Genomic DNA, 17655 nt, shown 5'->3' on the forward strand with positions numbered 1-17655 from the left:
CCCCGTACCGGTGCGAGGTCGGTCAGTTCAGCGGCCGGTACCCCGGCCAACGAGCTTCGACGCGTGCGCCGCCCTCCGGAGACACCGCAGCCCGGACCGTGCCACCCCGGCGGCGGACCACGTCGGCCACGAGTGACAGACCGAGTCCGGCACCACCGGTGCTGCGCGCGCGGTCCTGCTCGACGCGGTGGAAGCGGTCGAACACCCGCAACCGGTGTTCCGGCGGAATGCCCGGCCCGTCGTCGTCCACCACCAACCACACCCACCCCGCCCCGGAGGCGCCCATGCCATCAGCGAACACCGAAACCCGCACCACCGTCCGCGTGTAGCGCAGCGCGTTGCCGACGACGTTGTCCAGCACGGTGGACATCTCGGCCGGATCGGCGAGGACGAGCACCGGAGCAGCCGGCGCCTCGATCACGACCTGCGGCCCGTCGGGCGATTCGAGCCTGGCAGCAGCCGCCCGGGCGGCTGCACCGAGATCCACCGGTTGCCCCGGTGTGCCCATCCCGCGCTCCGCTCTGGCCAGCGTGAGGAGGCTTTCGACCAGTTCGGACAGCCGCTGCGCTTCGACCGCGATGTCCTGCAGCGTCTCCTGCGCGAGCTCCGGGTCCGGGTGCACCACGGCGACCTCGGCTTGAGCTCGGATCGAGGCGACCGGGTTGCGCAGCTCGTGGGCGGCGTCGCCGGTGAACCGGCGCAGTCGTTCGGTGTCGGCATCACGCCGGGAGAGCATCGTGTTCAGCTCCTGGGCCAGGGCGCGGAGCTCGTCGGCGGCTTCCGGGACCGGCAGCCTCCTGCCCTCCGGCAGCCCGGCCGCGGCCATCCGCATCCGTTCCACCGGACGCAGCGCGCGGCGCACCACCACCCAGGTGGCGAGCCCGACCAGGCAGGCGGCGAGGACCGAACCGAAGCCCAGCAGCCGACTGGTCTTGCCCGCCGCGTCCAGGAATCCGACCAGGCGGGCACCGGTGGCCACCAGCAGCGGCTGACCGTCCGGGGCGGGCACGACGACGCCCTGCCAGCGGTGCAGCTCGGTCGGCGGGTCGAAGTCGAGCACGCCGCCGCCGGCGCGCAGCTGGTCGATCTGCCAGCGGAAGAAGCCGGGGTCGGGCAGCGAGTCCACCGGTGTTCCGGCGACGTCGAGCACGCGGATGTCCGGCCGGGACAGCGAGGCCGCCGGAACGCCGTCCTCGAGCTGCTTCGCGGTCGCGGTCGCGGTGCGGTGCAGGTCGTCGTCCACCGACTCGATCATGAGCCAGCCGACGATGCCGGTGCTGGCGTGCGCGATCACGCCGAGCCCGATGAGGGCGACGGCGGCAGCCACGACGCTGGTGCGGAACTGGATGGTGCGGCGGTGCCACCACTGCCACAGGCGGCCGGTCATGCCGACTGGGCGCAGACCCGGTAGCCCTGGCCGCGCACGGTCTGCACCAGTTCACCGGCACCGGCCGCGGCGAGCTTGCGGCGCAGGTAACCGATGTAGACCTCGACGACGTTGCGGGTGACGAACTGCTCCTCGCCCCAGACCATGCGCAGCAGGTCGTCCTTGGGCACCACCGCCTCCGGGTGGCTGGCCAGCGCGACCAGCAGCCCGTACTCCCGGGGCGAGAGCGCGATCGACTCCCCGGCCCACCGGACCTCGCGGCCCGCGCGGTCGATCTCCAGCTCGCCGACCCGCAGGCACACCTGACGACCAGCGGTGTCGCGCCGCCGCAGCAGCGCGCGGACCTGCGCGACCAGCACCAGGAAGGAGAAGGGCTTGACCAGGTAACCGTCCGCCCCGAGGTCCAGGCCGTCGGCTTGGTCGACCTCGCCGTCCTTCGCCGAGATCAGCAGCACCGGCGTGGTGACGTCCTGGCCGCGCATCCGCTCCAGGACCCGGTAGCCGGAGAGGCCGGGCAGCATCACGTCGAGCACGACGACGTCGAAGGCACCGGTGAGCGCCAGGCGCAGGGCCTCGGTGCCGTCGGCGGCGACGGTCACCTCCATGCCCTCGGCGGAGAGGCCGCGCCGCAGCGCGGCCCGAACCCCGGCTTCGTCGTCCACCACCAACACGCGCGGCACCATGCGCTCCAGCATGCCGACCGGATGGCACATCGGACATCGAACTCCCGCTCCGTGTCCAGATGTGCACCGCTTTCTCAGGCTGATCTCAGCATCGGCGGTGCCGCGGGCGATGGCGCCCGAGAACCCGGCGACCCTCCGGATCGGCACGGCGACCAGAGGTGACCGGACCGCGCGGACCGACTGTGAGATGCCTCGCCGGTGGCGCGCGGGCCCGCCACCGGCCGAGCGGGGCGTGGCGAGGTCCGCGCCCGCCGCCGCCGAGCCTCGCTCGGCACCGGTGAAACCCATGGCCAAGCGCGGTGCGCAAAGCTGATCAAGCGTTGCGAAAGTAGCAAGAGGTCACAACGTTTGACCGCCGTCAAACCCAAGGGTCTTGACATATCTACCCAGCACATGACGTCTTGACAGCCCCGTTTCGGTCCGCGAAGGTCGATGCGATCGATTGACTGATCAATCAGTCGCACCTCGAAACGCAACACCAGCGGGGAGCTGCCGGGCCGCCCGGACGGGTCGGCCCACCGGCGTGAGCCGAGCCGACGCACGTCCCCGCGAGACACAGGAGGTACCGCCCGGATGGCGAGCAGAGGACAGTCGAACGCCCCGAGTCGTCGCGACTTCCTCCGGTACGCAGCGGCGGGCGCAGGAGCGGTGGGCGCGGGAGCGCTGATCACCGGCTGCGCGGGCGGCGCGGTCCGCAAGGCACCGGTGCCGACCGGCCCACCGCAGTACGGCGGACGGCTGCGGGTCGGCATCGTCGGTGGCTCCAGCAAGGACACCCTGGACGCGCACGCCCCCGTCACGCACCCCGACCAGGCCCGGATCTTCCAGCTCTACGACACCCTGCTGCGCTACGACGACGAGTACCTGATCCAGCCCGCGCTGGCCGAGTCCGTCGAATCCGACCCGCAGGCGATCACGTGGACGATCCGGCTGCGCGAGGGCCTGGAGTTCCACGACGGCAAGACCGTCACCGCCGAGGACGTGATCCACTCGCTGCGCCGGATCGCCGACCCGGACGACCCGAAGAACGGCGCGGTCGGGCTGAGCTCGCTGGACCTGAACGCGATGCGGGCGATGGACCCGCGCACCGTCCGGCTGACCCTGTCCCGCCCGGACGTCACGCTGCCCGACCAGTTCGCCGAGTACGGCAACGGGATCGTGCCGGTCGGCTACGACCCGAAGCGGCCGGTCGGCACCGGCCCGTTCCAGTACGACTCCTTCGAACCCGGCCAGCAGAGCCTGTTCACCAAGAACGCCAACTACTGGCGCGACGGCGAACCGTACGTGGACGAGATCGTGATCACCGACTTCCCGGACGACACCGCGCGGATCAACGCGCTGCTCGGCGGCCAGGTCGACGCCATCGACCAGGTGCCGCTCGGGCTGCTGCGGGTGCTCGACGCGGACCCGAACCTGCGGCTGCTCGAGTCGGAGACCGGCTCCTGGATCCCGTTCACCATGCGGGTGGACCGGCCGCCCTTCGACGACGTGCGGGTCCGGCAGGCCTTCCGGCTGGTCGTGGACCGCGAGCAGATGATCAGGCAGGTGCTCGGCGGGCACGGCACGGTCGGCAACGACCTGTACGCGCCGGCCGATCCGCTGTTCAACTCCGCGCTGCCGCAGCGCAAGCGCGACGTGAACAAGGCCCGGCAGCTGCTGCGCGAGGCGGGCAAGGAGAACCTGACCGTGGAGCTGGTGACCTCGCCGGTGGCCGCGGGCGTGGTGGAGGCCGCGCAGGTCTTCGCCCAGCAGGCCGCCGACGCCGGGATCACGGTCAACATCCGCCGGGTGGACACCGGCGAGTTCTTCGGCGACATGTACCTGTCCTGGGACTTCGCCCAGGACTTCTGGTTCTCCCGGAACTTCCTGGCGCAGGCGAGCTCCGGCAGCCTGCCCGAGTCGCCGTACAACGAAACCCACTGGGACCACCCGGAGTTCAACCGGCTGGTGCTCGAAGCGCGGGGCACCACCGATGCGGCGCGCCGCAAGGAGCTCGTGGCGCGGGCGCAGCAGATCGAGTGGGAGAGCGGCGGCTACATCGTCTGGGGCTTCCCGAACCAGCTCGACGCGCACAGCGTCCGGGTGGTCGGGCTGGCCCCGGACAAGAGCGGGATCCCGCTGAACTCGTACGGATTCCGGCACGCCTGGCTGGCGAAGTGAGGGGGCACCAGATGACTCGAATGCTGGTCAAGCGGATCCTGCTCGGCCTGGTGATCCTCTGGGCGGTGTCCGTGGTGGTCTTCCTGGCCACCCAGGCGCTGCCGGGCGACGCCGCGCGCGCCATCCTCGGCCGCGAGGCCACCCCAGAGCGGCTGATCGCGCTGCGCGAGCAGCTGCACCTCGACGAGCCGCTGTGGCTGCAGTACTTCTCCTGGCTGGGCAACATCTTCCAGCTCGACCTCGGCGAGTCCTACGCCAACGGCATGCCGGTGACCGAGCTGCTGAGCTCGCGGCTGACCAACTCGCTGGCGCTGATGCTGTGCGCGACGCTGATCAGCGTGCCGCTGTCGATCCTGGTCGGCACCTACAGCGCGCTGCGCCGCGACAAGGCCTTCGACCACACCACCTCGGTGATCAGCCTGGTGCTGGCCTCGCTGCCGGAGTTCGTGGTCGGCATCCTGCTGGTGCTGCTGTTCTCCACCGGCGTGCTGAACCTGCTGCCAGCGGTGTACGTGATGACCGGTTCGGGCTCCGCGTGGAGCGATCCGGTCCAGCTGATCCTGCCGACGCTGACGATGGTGCTCGCGGTATCGCCCTACATCATCCGGATCATGCGCGCCACGATGATCGAGGTGCTGGAGAGCGAGTACGTGCAGCAGGCCCGGTTGAAGGGCATGCCGGAGCGGACGGTGATCCTGCGGCACGCGCTGCCCAACGCGATCGGCCCGGTGGCGCAGGTGATCGCGCTGCAACTGGCCTGGCTGGCCGGCGGCGTGGTCATCGTCGAGTTCCTGTTCCGCTTCCCCGGCATCGGGTTCGCGCTGGTGGACGCGGTGAACAACCGCGACCTGCCGGTGGTGCAGACGCTGACGCTGGCCATCGCGGCCGTCTACATCGTCGTGAACCTGCTGGCCGACGTGGTGAGTCTGGCCGCCAACCCGAAGGTGAGGTCTGCCGCGCGATGACCACGACTGCGCAGAAAACCAACACCGCGCCGACTCCCGCCCCTGCTGCGCCGCGCGCGGTCGGGGTCTGGCGGGCCGCGATGCGGCTGCCGCACACGAAGATCGGGCTGGGCCTGTCGGCGCTGGTCGTGCTGATCGCGATCGTCGGCCCGCTGCTGGCGCCGCACGCGGCCACCGAGTTCGTCGACACGCCGTTCTCCAATCCGACCGGGAGCTCCTGGTTCGGCACCGACAACCTGGGCCGCGACGTGCTGACCCGGTTCCTGCACGGCGGGCAGACGCTGCTGGTGCTGGCGGTGCTGGCCACGCTGCTGGGCGTCGGGCTCGGCTCGCTGCTGGGCATGTACGCCGGTTACCGGCGCGGCTGGCTGGACGAGCTGCTGATGCGCTTCGGCGACATCGCGCTGGCGTTCCCGCAGGTCGTGCTGGCTCTGCTGTTCGTGAGCGTGGTCGGCCCGGAGCTGTGGCTGCTGGTGCTGGTGGTCGGCGGCAGCCACCTGCCGCGGGTGATGCGCGTGGTGCGGGCGGCGACGCTGTCGGTGGCCGAGCGCGACTTCGTCAAGTCCGCCGAGGCGATCGGCCTGTCCAAGGTGCGGATCCTGCTCGGCGAGATCCTGCCGAACGTCACCGGCACCGTGCTGGTCGAGCTCGGCCTGCGGCTGAACTACTCGATCGGCCTGGTCGCGGGCCTGAGCTTCCTCGGGCTCGGCCTGCAGCCGCCGACGGCGGACTGGGGCCTGATGATCAACGAGAACCGGATCGCCCTCACCGTCCAGCCGTGGGCGGTGGCGCTGCCGGTGCTGGCGATCGCGGTGCTGACCATCGGCACGAACCTGGTCGCCGACGGCCTGGCCCGCTCGGTGGCCGGTGTGGACCGGGGCATCGAGAAGGCCCGCTGATGCCCGCCGAAAGCCCTCCCGCGCCGATCGATCCGCAATTTCAATTGAAATCAGAGGTCCGATTTCAATTGAAGTTGCGCGGGATCGCCGCGCACCGAGCCAGCTCAGCCTTGTTTTCCTGCTACTTCAGGGGGTGTCGATGACTGCCTTCGCCTTGGACGCCGTCGGTCTGGAGATCCGGGGCGTTCCCTCGGAAGCCGCCATCGTCGCCGACATCTCGCTCACCCTGGCACCGGGCGAGATCCTGGGCCTGATCGGCGAATCCGGTTCCGGCAAGACCACGCTGGGCCTGGCGATGCTGCGCTACTGCAAGCGCGGCACCCGCATCGCCGACGGCCGCATCCACATCGGGGACACCGATCTCACGGGCCTGCCCGCCAAGCAGGCCGCAGCGCTGCGCGGCCGCCGCGTGGCCTACATCCCGCAGTCCCCCGCCTCGGCGCTGAACCCGGCGCTGCGGCTGAGCACCCAGCTCGCCGAAGCCGTGCACGACGTCTCGGGCGCCGCCGCGCGGGAGCGCATCAAGCAGGTGCTCGCCGAGGTCGCGCTGCCCGACGACGACGATTTCCTGCGCCGCTACCCGCACCAGCTCTCGGGCGGTCAGCAGCAGCGGATCGCGATCGCGATGGCGTTCGTGGGCCGTCCCGAGGTGGTGGTGCTGGACGAGCCCACCACCGGTCTGGACGTCACCACGCAGAAGAAGGTGCTGGCCACGATCCGCGAGATGTGCGAGCGGCACGGCACGGCAGGCGTCTACATCTCGCACGACATGGCGGTGGTCGCCGAGCTGGCCGACCGCATCGCGGTGATGTACTCCGGGCGCATCGTGGAGACCGGCCCGACCGACGAGGTGCTGAACGAGCCGCACCACCACTACACCGCAGGCCTGGTGCTCGCGGTGCCGGATCTCGACGGCAAGCGGGCGATGCAGGCCATCGACGGCCAGGCCCCGTCCCCGCTGAACCGGCCGGGCGGCTGCGCGTTCGCACCGCGCTGCGCCGCGGCGACCGACGAGTGCCGCAGCGAGGTCCCAGCCCTCGAGGAAGTCGCCGCGGGGCACGAGATCCGTTGCCTGAACCCGCGTTCCGGTCGGCTGGTGGCCGAGCCGCGGCCCGCGGACGCCGCGCCCGAGCCGGCGGAACCGGTGCTCGAAGTGCGCAACATCCGCGCCTGGTACACCGATTCGCCGGTGCTGCAGGACGTCTCGCTGGCCGTCTCGCCCGGTACCTGCCTGGCGCTGCTGGGCGAGTCGGGTAGCGGCAAGACCACGTTGTCGCGCTGCCTGGCAGGACTGCACCCCAAGCACGAGGGCTCGGTGCTGCTGCGCGGCAGCGAGCTCGCGCCCAGCAGCGCGAAGCGAACGCGGGACCAGCGCCGCCAGGTGCAGTACGTGTTCCAGAACCCGTACGAGTCGCTGAACCCGCGCCGCCGCGTGCGCGATCTGATCGCCCAGCCGATCTCGGTGCTCGGCGGTGATCACGGCGGCAAGAGCACCGAGGAGCGGGTCATCGAGGCGCTGGAGCTGGCCGCGCTGCGGCCGGACATCGCCGAGCGCTACCCGGACCAGCTCAGCGGTGGTGAGCGGCAACGGGTGGCGATCGCCCGCGCGCTTGTCACCCGGCCGGAGGTGCTGATCTGCGACGAGATCACCTCCGCGCTGGACGTGTCGGTGCAGTCGGCGATCGTCGACCTGCTGCGGGACCTGCGCGAGAAGATGGGGCTGGCGCTGGTGTTCGTCACGCACAACATCGCGCTGGTGCGCAACATCGCGCAGCAGGTGGCGGTGCTGCAGGGCGGGCGGATCGTGGAGCAGGCCGCGGCCGACGAGCTGTTCGCCGCGCCGCAGCACGAGTACACCCGGTCGCTGCTGACCGACGCGCCGAACTTCCAGCTGGAGGCGAGCGACCGATGAGCGGTTTCGACCGGGTCGCCGAGGAGTTCGAGGCAGTGGTCGCGGCCGATGCCGCCGGAGCGGCCTTCGCGGTGTTCCGCGACGGCGAGCAGGTCCTCGACCTGCAATCCGGGCACCGCGATCCCGACGGCGCCGAGCCGATGACGACGGACACCCTGATGCCGATCTTCTCCGGCACCAAGGGCATCGTGGCCACCGGTGTGGCGCTGCTGATCGATCGCGGCGCGATCGATCCGGACGCGCCGGTGGTCCGCTACTGGCCGGAGTTCGGCGCGGCGGGCAAGCAGGACGTCGCGGTGCGCCAACTGCTCTCGCACTCGGCGGGCCTGCCCTACCCGGAGCGCCCGGTGTCCCGCGAGGACGCCGCGGACCACCGGGCGATGGCCGCGCTGCTGGCCGCGCAGGCCCCGCTGTGGCCGGTCGGTTCGACGACCGCCTACCACGCGCTGACCTTCGGCTGGCTGGCCGGCGAGCTGATCCGCCGGGCCGACGGCCGGGAGGTCGGCGAGTTCCTGCGCGCCGAGATCGCCGAGCCGCTCGGCGCGGACTTCTGGCTCGGCCTGCCGGAGCCGGAGTGGCCGCGCACCGGCAGGCGCTGGCGCGCATCCGACTACCGGGTGGCCAACCGGCTGAACACCCCGGAGGCGCTGGCCTACCGCGACAAGGTGTACGGGAATCCGCCGTCGCTGCTGGGCGAGGACGCACCGTGGAACACCCCGGCCTGGTGGGCCACCGGCATGCCCGGCGGTGGCGCGATGGCCTCGGCCCGGGGCATGGCCGCGATCTACTCGGCGCTGGTGAGCGGCGAGCTGGTCAGCAGGTCCACAGTGGAGCGGGTCAGCCGCGAGGAGAGCCGCGGCACCGATCCGGGAACCGGCCGCCCGCTGGTCTTCGGCCTCAGCTACGAGCTCCAGGACGCGCTCGGGACCTACGGGCCGGTGGCCGAGGGCTTCGGGCACAGCGGCGCCGGCGGTTCGCTGTTCGGCTGCTGGCCGAGCGCGGGCGTGTCCTTCGCCTTCAGCCCCTGCCTGATGCGCACGGAGGGCTTCGACGACCGGGCCCACCGGCTGCTGACCGCCCTCCACGCCGAACTCTGAGAACGCCACCCGGTCCCGGGAAGCCGCGCCGAAATCCCGTGTCCTCGGAGGTCGCCCGCGCAGTAGCCTGGCGCCCATGGAGTTCGAGGTGGACGATTCTCGCGACCGGGTGGATCGCGACGCGGTGTGGGATTTCCTGACCACGCAGGCGTACTGGGGCAAGTGGCGCACCCGCGAGCAGTTCGAACGGCAGGTCGACCAGGCCTGGCGGGTGGTCGGCGCCTACCGGAAGTCCGACGGCGGGCAGCTCGGTTTCGCCCGGGCGTTCTCCGACGGAGTGGGCAGCGCCTACCTGGCCGACGTGTTCGTCCTCCCGGAAGGCCGCGGCCACGGGGTCGGCAAGGCCCTCGTGCGCGTCATGGTCGAGGAGGGCCCGGGCCGCGACTTCCGCTGGATGCTGCACACCGACGACGCCCACGGCCTCTACCGCTCCTTCGGCTTCGCCGAGCCCGACACCACCTACATGGAACGCCCACGCCCGGAGAACCCCGCCTGACCAGCAAGGAGCCACCACGCCCCGCGCGGCGCCGGTCGATCTCCGCTCACCCGGGTGAACGTCAACTCCGTACGAAACCGACCACCGCCCGGGTGACGACAGCGGGGCCGGGGTGGTGGGCGCCCGTCCCGGTGGAGTTCGGGGTGCGGAGCCGCCACCATGTCCACATGACCGAACTACTCACCGACACCCAGGTCACCGACGCGCTCCAGCACCTCCCGGAATGGCGGCAGGACGGGGCTCAGCTGTCCCGCACCGTGGAGTTCGCCAGCTTCCCGCAGGCCATCCAGGCGGTCACCCGGATCGCCGAGATCGCGGAGAGCGAGAACCACCACCCGGACATGGACATCCGCTGGCGCACCGTGGTGTTCCACTGCAGCACGCACTCCAAGGGCGGGATCACCGCCAACGACACCTCGCTGGCGCAGGAGATCGACAACGTGGTCGAGGCGCTCAAGGCCTGATGCCGCACCGCTGCCCGGGAAACGTCACCGGCGCCTTCCCGGTCAGCCCTCCACGAGGTCGGCGACCTCGAAGGCACACCCCCAGGACAGGGCCACCCCGCAACCGCCGTGCCCGTAGTTGTGGATGATCCGGCCGCCCCGGTAGTGCTCGACCTCCACCCGCACCGTCTCGCGACCGGGCCGCAGCCCGACCGGCTCGCCGAGCACCTCGGCGTCGGCCAGCCGCGGCTCGATCGCCGCACACCGCCGCCGGATGCCCTCGGTCACCTCCGGCCGGGCCCCGAGGTGCCACTCCTGGGATTCGGCCACGCCGCCGAGCACCACGTGGTCGCCGTGCGGCATGCACGCGGCGAACTCGCCCGAGTCGGTCAGCTCGATGAAGTACTCGTCGATGCCGGGGTTGCGCACCACGACGCCCTGCCCGCGCACCGGGTGGACGCCGGGATCGCCGACGAGTTCGCGCGCACCCAACCCCGTGCAGTTGACCACCGTGCCGGACTCGGCGACCGCGTCGGCCAGCGATGCGACCGGGCTGATCTGCAGGTCTCCCCCGGCGTCCTGGAACCGGGCGACCAGGTGGTCGAGGTAGCGCGGCATGTCGATCAGCGGCACGGTTCCCCAGTAGCCGCTGACGAAGCCCTCCGGAAGCTCCTCCGGGGAGCATCGCCGCAGGTCGGGGATCAGCCTGGCTTCGGTCGGGACCGCATCGCCGAGGTCGAAGCGGGCGGCCATCCGCCCGCCGGCCAGGTGCACCCCGGAGCCCGGCTCGCGGGCGAGCGCGGTGAACTCGGCGTGCGAGCGGGTCACCCAGTACAGCACCCGTTCGGCGGGCCGGAGCTGCGCCGGTCCCCACATCGCGCCCGCCGCGGCCGAGGTGGTCTCGCGCGGGCGGTCCGCGGTCCGGATCCGCACGGCCCGACCCGCCTCGGCGAGCACGACGCCGCAGGTCAGCCCCTGCACACCCGCACCAATCACCAGCACTGGCTCGGTGGCAGCAGTCATCCTCGGAACGCTATCAGCGATGACCCGAATCCGACGGCCGCGAACCTCACGCGGGCTTCTTCAGCACCTCCGTCAGCGCGGAGATGCTGTGCTCGCCGTGGCCCGCCGCGACGGCCCGTTCCAGCAGTTCGCGGAACGGCTCGTGCCAGGCCACGTCGATGTTCGCCTCCCGGCCCAGCTCCTCGTCGTGGGCCGCTCCGGCCAGGAACAGGTTCACCGACGACGCCGCGTCGTCGTACCGGCCGCTGTCGATCTCGGCGGCGAACACGGGCAGCACGGAGTTGATCATCTCGAACCACTTGACGCTGAACCGCACCATCGACGCGACCTCGAGCCCGCGCGCCTGCAACGCCGCCGCACCCTGGAAGAACCCGACCAGCGCGGGGAGCAGGGTGCCGCCCACCGCCATCTCGTACAAAGCGGCGAGGTCCGCGTCGGCACCGAGGTGGACGGTGTCACCGCCCATGACCCGCAGCACCGCCTCGTACTCGTCGAAGACGCTCCGGTCACCGCCGTAGTAGAGCAGGGTGTCGGCCGCGCCCACGGCGGACGGCACGTTCTTGATCGCCCCGTCCAGGTAGCGGGCTCCGTGCCCGGTCGCCCACTCCGCCATCCGGCGCGCACCCGACGGCGACCCGCTGTTCAGCGGGACCAGGGCACGTCCGGCCAGCGCAGCAGCGGCGGGCTCCAGTGCTTCGACGGTGTTCTCGTACGTGGTCAGGCAGGCGATCACCAGCGGACTCGCGGCAACCGCCTCCTCGACCGAAGCCGCGTGCACGGCGCCCTTGGCCACCAGCGGCTCGGCCTTCGACGCCGTCCGGTTCCAGACGGTCGTCGGATGGCCGGCGTCGAGGAACGCTCCGGCCAGCGCACTGCCCATCGAACCGAGGCCGAGGACGGTCACGGGCGTGCGGGATTGCTCAACCATGCGCTTCTGCTCCTGAATCAAGAATGGAATGGGCTTTCGCAGCCGGTTCGCGACTTCGGCGCGGCGCCTGCACCAATCCTGCGCAGGAACGAAATTCCACACAAGTACCGACATTTTTGTTCGGTACCGACATTTCTGTCCGTGCCGGTGGGGACGCCTAGCATGGGATTCAGGAGGGCACCGGCGGTCTGGGAGCACTGTTGACGAAGCGCAAGTACACCTGCGGGTTCGATGCGGCGATCGCCGTGATGGGCGGGAAGTGGCGAGGTCTGATCCTCTTCTTCCTCGGTGATGGGCCGCTGCGCTTCGGCGAGCTGCGCCGGGCGGTGGCGGGCATCAGCGAGCGGATGCTGATCCTGCAGCTGCGCGAGCTGGAGGCCAGCGGCCTCGTCCACCGCGAGGTCCACCACCAGGTCCCGCTGAAGGTGGAGTACTCGCTGACCGAGTTCGGCCATTCCCTGCGCACCGCCCTGATGCCGCTCGGCGAATGGGGCGAGGAGCACATCGAGAGGCTGGAAAACCTGCCGTGAGTGCTTTGGGACGCCATGACGCCCCAAAGCACTCACGACCACCTCACCCCAGGAACTCCTGGATCGCCGCCAGCCAGTCATCGGGGTTCTGCACACCGATGAGGTGCCCGGACTCGACCTCGACGAGCTTCGCGCCGGGGATCGCGCTCGCCAGTCCGCGCGAGTGGTGCGGCGGCACCAGCGTGTCCTGAGTGGTCGCGACGACCAGCGTCGGCACGGTGACCCCGGGCAGATCGGCGCGGACGTCGACGGTGCGCAGCAGATCGATGTGGTCGCGGGTTCCGACCGGCACCCCGTCCGCCGCCCCGCGCAGCACCCCGTCCAGGTCATCGATCGAGTTCAGCGCCTCCGGCCCGAAGCAGTTCAGCACCAGGAACGGCGCGAGCGCCTCCGGAGTGTCGAGGAGGTGCTGCCAGACGTCGAGGTTGAGATGGAGGTGCTGGTCGGTGTGGGCGAGCCCGGCCGTGAGCACCAGCGCGGTGACGCGCTCCGGATACCGCGCCGCCGCGCGGACCGCGACCGCCGCGCCGGTTGAATAGCCGAGCACGGCAAAGGTTTCCACACCCGAATCGACCGCGGTCGCGACGACGTCGTCGACCAACCGGTCCAGCTCCAACGGCTGCTCGGCCTTCGGCGTCGCACCCGATCCCGGGTAGTCCGGCGCGATCACCGTGCGCTTCTCCGCGAGTTCGGCGATGAACGGGAAGTTGGCCGCAACCGACCCGCCCGCACCGTGCGCCAGCAACAACCCCGGCCCGGACCCGTGCACCTCAAACGACAGCGACATCAGTTCTTCCTTCCACTCCAGCACTTCTCCGGGCGGCGGTCGCCACCCAAGCCGCGACCGCGGCGAAGATCCCGATTCCGATCAACCAGTGCGGTGCCGCCCCGCCGTCGAGCACCCGGCCACCGATCCACGCGCCTCCGGCGTTGCCGAGGTTGAACGCCGAGGTGTTCACCGCGACCGTCAAGGTCGGCGCTGCGGCAGCGGCAGCGAAAGCCCGGCTCTGCAGCGCGGGAATGAGCGCGCAGCTCACAACGCCGAGCACGAGGACGCCCACCGCCGCCGCACCGGCGTACTGCACGACCAAGGCGAAAACCCCGAGCACGAAGACCATTCCGGCGAGCAGCCCGCGGACCGAACCCCACGGCCACCGATCGGCCAACCGACCACCGATCACATTGCCGACCAGGCCACCGGCCCCGAACGCCATCAGCAACCACGCCACGGCCCCGGTGGCGAACCCGGACACCTCGGTGAGGATGGTGGCGATGTAGGTGTAGGGCGTGAACAGCGCGATCTGCGCGAGCACGGTGACCGCGACGACCACGAGCACCTCGCGGTCGGCCAGTGCCCCGATCTCCGCGCGCACCGACTGCGGGCCCACCGCGCTCGACCGCGGAACCGCGACGACGATGAGCCCGGCGGCGACCGCGCTCGCCCCCGCAACCGCCCAGAACGTGGCCCGCCATCCCAGCTCGTGGCCGATGAAGGTGCCCAGCGGCGCGCCGAGCACGGTCGCCAGGTTCAGCCCGGCGCTGACCACCGCGATCGCCCAGCCGCGGCGCTCCGCTCCGACGACCGACACGGCCTGCACCAGGCCGACCGCGAAGAAGGTCGAGTGCACCAACGCCGCGACGACGCGAGCGATCAGCACCAGCCCGAAAGAACCCGCGAGCGCGGCCAGCACGTTGCCCGCGGCGAAGAGCGCGATCATGCCGATCAGCAGCGCTTTCCTCGGAACTCGCGTGGTCAGCGCGGTGAACACCGGCCCGGCGAAGGCGACCGTGAGCGCGTAGCCGGTGACGAGCAGGCCGGTCGTCCCGACCGAAACGCGGAGATCACCCGCGATGTCGGGCAGCACCCCGAGCACCGCGTACTCCGCGGACCCGATGGCGAACACGCAGGCCAGCAGCGCCGCCAGGGTCCCACCACTGCTTCTCATGCGGCTGACGCTAAAGTCTGACACCGATGGCAGAGTCAACTTCGCGTGAGCCGGATCTCATGAAGATCGGCGAGCTGTCCCGCCGGACCGGGGTCAGCCAACGCCTCCTGCGCTACTACGAGCAGCAGGGCCTGCTCGCCTCGCAGCGAGCACCGAGCGGCTACCGCTACTACCCGGCGGAGGCGATCACGGTCGTCGCCCAGATCCGCAACCTGCTGGCGGCGGGCCTGAACACGGAAACGATCCGCACGGTCCTGCCCTGCGCCCGCGGTGAGCTCCCGGTCCTCGAACCGTGCCCGAACCTCCTGGCCACCCTCCGCACCGAGCTGACGGCGATCGACGACCGCCTGACCTGCCTCCAGCAAACCCGAAAAGCCCTCGCCACCTACCTCGCAGCCACCGAAGCCTGACCGACGCGTGGCCTCGTCCTCGTCAGCTCGCTACCGTTGGCCCATGTCCACGCTGCCCGACTGGATGCGCCCGCCCCGCGCTGAAGGCTGGTTCGCAGAGGATCTGGACCGCCTTCACCAGGCACCCCGGCACACCGAGCTGATCGACGGAGCACTCGTCTTCACGACGACCCCGCAGCGGTCCTGGCACGGCCGCCTCGTCACCGGCCTCACCGTCGAGCTCGCCCGCCAGGCCCCGAACGGCATCGAGGTCGAACGGGAGATGACGATCCGGCTCGACGCCCGCAACCGCCCGGAGCCGGACCTGCTCGTCACCACCGTCCCCTTCGACCCGGACCGGACCTGGTACGAGCCGGAGGACGTGCTGCTGGTCGTCGAAGTGGCCTCACCGGAGTCCGCGCACCGAGACCGCACGGTCAAACTGCGCAAGTACGCCGACGCCGGAATCCGCCACTACTGGTGCGTCGAGGACGAGAACCCGGCCGCGGCAGTGCACGTGTACGAGCTCGACGAGCCGACGGGCGTGTACGCCCCGGCCGGAATCTTCCGAGACGCCCTGCGCCGCTCGGTCCCCTACGAACTCGACCTCGACCTGCGCAAACTAACGCCCCACCGGCACCGCTGACCGCTCAGGTCCGGAGCCTTCCGGGCGACCTGCCGAACGCAGTGACGGCGCGGAAACCAGTGGATTTCGCGGGTTGGCGGCTGGCAGGGTTCGGAAGGTGTTGCCGCAGCGTCAGATTCGGGCTCAGTTCGATCGACGGACGATCGTCGTGTACCAGGCTTATTCCTCCGACATCGCCGAGCCCGCCTTGCGCGCCAACCGGTTCGTGGCACCGTTCTCGTTCAACCGGATGACGTGGATCAAGCCGTCGTTCCGGTGGCTCATGCACCGAAGCAACTGGGCGCAGAAGCGCGGCCAGGAACGCATCCTCGCCGTGCGGATCACCCGAGAAGGTTGGGAAGAAGCGCTCTCCCAGGCGGTTCTGACCACTTCCGCCCCGCGAGCTGTTGCCGAGGCCGCGGTCCACGTCCAGTGGGATCCGGAGCGGTCGCTGCGCGGTGCCGCGCTCAACCACTACAGCATCCAGGTGGGCATCGGCCGCGGTTTGATCAGCGAGTTCGCCGAGGAATGGGTCGTCGACCTGACCGACCTCACGCCGCAGACGAGGAAGATCGCGAAACTGGCCCAGTCCGGCCAGTCGGCCAAGGCCCAACGACTCCTGCCCGCAGAACGCGTCTACCCGGTTCCCGCCCCGATCGCGACACGCCTGGACATCGACGGCTGAGCAGCAACGGCGAGTCACGCCCTGAGCTCGTCGATCTGCTTCATCAAGCCGACGAACTCCTCGCGGTTCACGCCGGTCAGCGTGTGGAGGTCCTGGCTGAACGCGGGGTCCAGGTGGTTCTTGGTGATGAAGAGGCCCTGCCGGAGGATGAACATCTCGTCGGGAGAAACGACGAAGTCACCGTTGTCGTCCTTGCGCATCCGCCGTCCCTCTCCGAATCGCGTGGCTCAACACCCGACGTACCTCGACATCGATCCGCCCACCAGTTTCACCGTGCTGTGGGGCGCGAGCCAGGCGGGGTGGGTGCTTCCGAAAGTGGCGTCGTCGCGTGTCGACATCGACGCGGTCGTGGCCGTCAGCCCCGCGATCAACTGGCTGCGCCAGGACCGCGCCGGTTGAACAGCCGAGCACCGCAAAGGTTTCCACGCCCGAATCGACCGCGGTCGCGATCGACCTCAGCGACCGGCCCCTGGCCTCCTCCGGTCGAATGCGGACTACGACACCTGCTTCGCCCGCACGGACGGACCCCGAAGCCATGAGCCGGGGGCGGTGGGACGCCCACCTACCGGGCGTATCTCCGAGACCTGTCGTAGACGATCGCGGAGCGTCAGGCGTCGAGCATGACCGAGGACCCGATCGGGAGGGCCTCGACCGCTGCCGCCTCGTCGGCGGTGATCATGCCGCGTTCCCGCAGCCGCCCCACCGCCCGCGTGCGCTCGGAAGCAAGGCCCTTGGCCTTGCGCGGCGGCAGCGCGGCGATCAGGGCATCCGCGCGAGCGAGGTCTGCTGGGCCCGTGATCCGGAAGTCCCGGGCATCCCCGGCGCGTCGCCCCGCCGAGGCCAGGGTGAACGCTCCGAGCACGACGACCGCGGCTGCGGTCGCACCCCAGACCGGGAGGGCGACCGGGGCGAACCCGAGCACATCGACGTCGACGGACGCCATGAGCGGCAGCGCGATGAGCCCGGCAACCAGCGTGAACACGACCGCGAACACCTCGGACCCGGCGCGGAGCCGACCACGCCGGAGCCACAGCGCCGCCAGGACCGCCAATGCGACCAGGGCGCCCAGGAAGAAGAACGACGAGGCCGAGCCGTCGCCGAGGTCGACCGGCTCCAGCCACGGCTCGCCCTGGGCCTGGCGGAACCAGCCAGGCGCGAGCACCAGCGCGCCGAGGCCCGCAGGCAGGGCCGCCGCCATCGCCATCGTGTCGGCCGATGGCCCGGTGCGCCATCGGCGTCCCAGGACCGCCAGGATCTCCGGATGGGAACCGAGCACGTGGAGGTCGAGCTCCGAGAGCCGGAACTCCTCGTCCGACACCTGAGACGCCCACGAGTGGGCTCCCGGTCGCTGCGCTGCCATGTCGCTCCCCGATCAAGCACCTGCGGTCGGGTCAGCATCGCACGAGCACGATCGGTTGAAGCGGAACTCCGCGACGTCCCGGGTCTCTGAAAGTCGTCACCGGGGACTCAACCTCGTTCAGGCGTGG

Annotated in this window: 20 protein-coding genes; 12 read left to right on the forward strand and 8 right to left on the reverse strand. The window is 70.8% G+C overall.

Annotation, left to right across the window (positions count from 1 at the left end; genetic code table 11):
* Nucleotides 1–22: 22 nt before the first annotated feature.
* The gene (locus ATL45_RS07980; RefSeq protein ID WP_093152982.1) at nt 23–1387 is read right to left on the reverse strand and encodes a sensor histidine kinase; all 1365 of its coding nucleotides are present in this window, start codon (nt 1385–1387) and stop codon (nt 23–25) included.
* Entirely contained in the window at nt 1384–2070 is a 687-nt protein-coding gene (locus ATL45_RS07985; RefSeq protein ID WP_093153470.1) for a response regulator transcription factor, read from the reverse strand. Before ATL45_RS07985 ends, ATL45_RS07980 begins: the two co-directional genes overlap by 4 nt.
* Before the next feature lie 573 nt (nt 2071–2643).
* Between ATL45_RS07985 and ATL45_RS07990 the strand changes: the two genes are divergently transcribed.
* The 7 genes from ATL45_RS07990 (at nt 2644) to ATL45_RS08020 (ending at nt 10063) form a co-directional block, all read left to right on the forward strand.
* Nucleotides 2644–4230 (forward strand): ABC transporter substrate-binding protein, encoded by a 1587-nt coding sequence (locus ATL45_RS07990; protein ID WP_093152979.1) that lies wholly within the window; start codon nt 2644–2646, stop codon nt 4228–4230.
* 11 nt (nt 4231–4241) lie between these two features.
* Entirely contained in the window at nt 4242–5195 is a 954-nt protein-coding gene (locus tag ATL45_RS07995; RefSeq protein ID WP_093152977.1) for an ABC transporter permease, read from the forward strand.
* Nucleotides 5192–6094 carry an ABC transporter permease gene (locus ATL45_RS08000; protein WP_093152975.1) on the forward strand — a complete coding sequence of 301 codons (903 nt, stop codon included), beginning with the start codon at nt 5192–5194 and terminating at the stop codon, nt 6092–6094. Before ATL45_RS07995 ends, ATL45_RS08000 begins: the two co-directional genes overlap by 4 nt.
* Nucleotides 6095–6233: 139 nt before the next feature.
* Nucleotides 6234–8006: an ABC transporter ATP-binding protein gene (locus ATL45_RS08005; protein WP_093153467.1), complete on the forward strand. Its 1773-nt coding sequence runs from the start codon at nt 6234–6236 to the stop codon at nt 8004–8006.
* Nucleotides 8003–9103, forward strand: coding sequence for a serine hydrolase domain-containing protein (locus ATL45_RS08010; RefSeq protein WP_093152973.1), 1101 nt, complete (start codon nt 8003–8005; stop codon nt 9101–9103). Before ATL45_RS08005 ends, ATL45_RS08010 begins: the two co-directional genes overlap by 4 nt.
* A 76-nt stretch (nt 9104–9179) precedes the next feature.
* Nucleotides 9180–9599, forward strand: coding sequence for a GNAT family N-acetyltransferase (locus ATL45_RS08015; RefSeq protein WP_093152972.1), 420 nt, complete (start codon nt 9180–9182; stop codon nt 9597–9599).
* A 167-nt stretch (nt 9600–9766) separates the two neighbouring features.
* Nucleotides 9767–10063: a 4a-hydroxytetrahydrobiopterin dehydratase gene (locus tag ATL45_RS08020; RefSeq protein WP_093152969.1), complete on the forward strand. Its 297-nt coding sequence runs from the start codon at nt 9767–9769 to the stop codon at nt 10061–10063.
* A 42-nt stretch (nt 10064–10105) separates the two neighbouring features.
* On the opposite strand, the gene ATL45_RS08025 is transcribed toward ATL45_RS08020, so the two are convergent.
* Both ATL45_RS08025 and ATL45_RS08030 read right to left on the reverse strand, forming a co-directional pair.
* Entirely contained in the window at nt 10106–11065 is a 960-nt protein-coding gene (locus ATL45_RS08025; protein ID WP_246025224.1) for an FAD-dependent oxidoreductase, read from the reverse strand.
* A gap of 46 nt (nt 11066–11111) precedes the next feature.
* Nucleotides 11112–11993, reverse strand: coding sequence for an NAD(P)-dependent oxidoreductase (locus ATL45_RS08030; protein WP_093152965.1), 882 nt, complete (start codon nt 11991–11993; stop codon nt 11112–11114).
* Nucleotides 11994–12193: 200 nt separating this feature from the next.
* Here ATL45_RS08030 and ATL45_RS08035 point away from each other — a divergent pair, with 200 nt between their 5' ends.
* Entirely contained in the window at nt 12194–12523 is a 330-nt protein-coding gene (locus tag ATL45_RS08035; RefSeq protein WP_093152962.1) for a winged helix-turn-helix transcriptional regulator, read from the forward strand.
* 43 nt (nt 12524–12566) lie between these two features.
* Here ATL45_RS08035 and ATL45_RS08040 read toward each other — a convergent pair whose 3' ends face one another.
* Together ATL45_RS08040 and ATL45_RS08045 are read right to left on the reverse strand one after the other, a co-directional pair.
* Nucleotides 12567–13310, reverse strand: a complete 744-nt coding sequence (locus tag ATL45_RS08040) for an alpha/beta fold hydrolase (protein ID WP_093152959.1) — start codon at nt 13308–13310, stop codon at nt 12567–12569.
* Nucleotides 13294–14469: an MFS transporter gene (locus ATL45_RS08045; RefSeq protein ID WP_093152957.1), complete on the reverse strand. Its 1176-nt coding sequence runs from the start codon at nt 14467–14469 to the stop codon at nt 13294–13296. Before ATL45_RS08045 ends, ATL45_RS08040 begins: the two co-directional genes overlap by 17 nt.
* Before the next feature lie 59 nt (nt 14470–14528).
* On the opposite strand from ATL45_RS08045, the gene ATL45_RS08050 reads away from it, so the two are divergent.
* The 3 genes from ATL45_RS08050 to ATL45_RS08060 all read left to right on the forward strand — a co-directional run bounded on the left by ATL45_RS08050 (nt 14529) and on the right by ATL45_RS08060 (nt 16168).
* The gene (locus tag ATL45_RS08050) at nt 14529–14879 is read left to right on the forward strand and encodes a MerR family transcriptional regulator (protein ID WP_093152955.1); all 351 of its coding nucleotides are present in this window, start codon (nt 14529–14531) and stop codon (nt 14877–14879) included.
* A 43-nt stretch (nt 14880–14922) separates the two neighbouring features.
* The gene (locus ATL45_RS08055) at nt 14923–15504 is read left to right on the forward strand and encodes a Uma2 family endonuclease (RefSeq protein WP_093152952.1); all 582 of its coding nucleotides are present in this window, start codon (nt 14923–14925) and stop codon (nt 15502–15504) included.
* Nucleotides 15505–15601: 97 nt separating this feature from the next.
* On the forward strand, nt 15602–16168 hold the full coding sequence (locus ATL45_RS08060; RefSeq protein ID WP_093152949.1) for a DUF4291 domain-containing protein: 567 nt from the start codon (nt 15602–15604) through the stop codon (nt 16166–16168).
* A 14-nt stretch (nt 16169–16182) separates the two neighbouring features.
* Here the strand turns inward: ATL45_RS08060 and ATL45_RS08065 are convergent, their stop codons facing one another.
* On the reverse strand, nt 16183–16368 hold the full coding sequence (locus ATL45_RS08065; RefSeq protein WP_093152947.1) for a hypothetical protein: 186 nt from the start codon (nt 16366–16368) through the stop codon (nt 16183–16185).
* Between ATL45_RS08065 and ATL45_RS39300 the strand changes: the two genes are divergently transcribed.
* Nucleotides 16361–16567, forward strand: a complete 207-nt coding sequence (locus ATL45_RS39300) for a hypothetical protein (RefSeq protein ID WP_211841192.1) — start codon at nt 16361–16363, stop codon at nt 16565–16567. The two genes, ATL45_RS08065 and ATL45_RS39300, sit on opposite strands and share 8 nt — an antisense overlap.
* 208 nt (nt 16568–16775) lie before the next feature.
* Here ATL45_RS39300 and ATL45_RS08075 read toward each other — a convergent pair whose 3' ends face one another.
* Nucleotides 16776–17528 (reverse strand): hypothetical protein, encoded by a 753-nt coding sequence (locus ATL45_RS08075; RefSeq protein WP_143121641.1) that lies wholly within the window; start codon nt 17526–17528, stop codon nt 16776–16778.
* Nucleotides 17529–17655 lie beyond the last annotated feature (127 nt).

Origin of the sequence: Saccharopolyspora antimicrobica, assembly GCF_003635025.1 — a bacterium.
Classification (GTDB): Bacteria; Actinomycetota; Actinomycetes; order Mycobacteriales; family Pseudonocardiaceae; genus Saccharopolyspora; species Saccharopolyspora antimicrobica.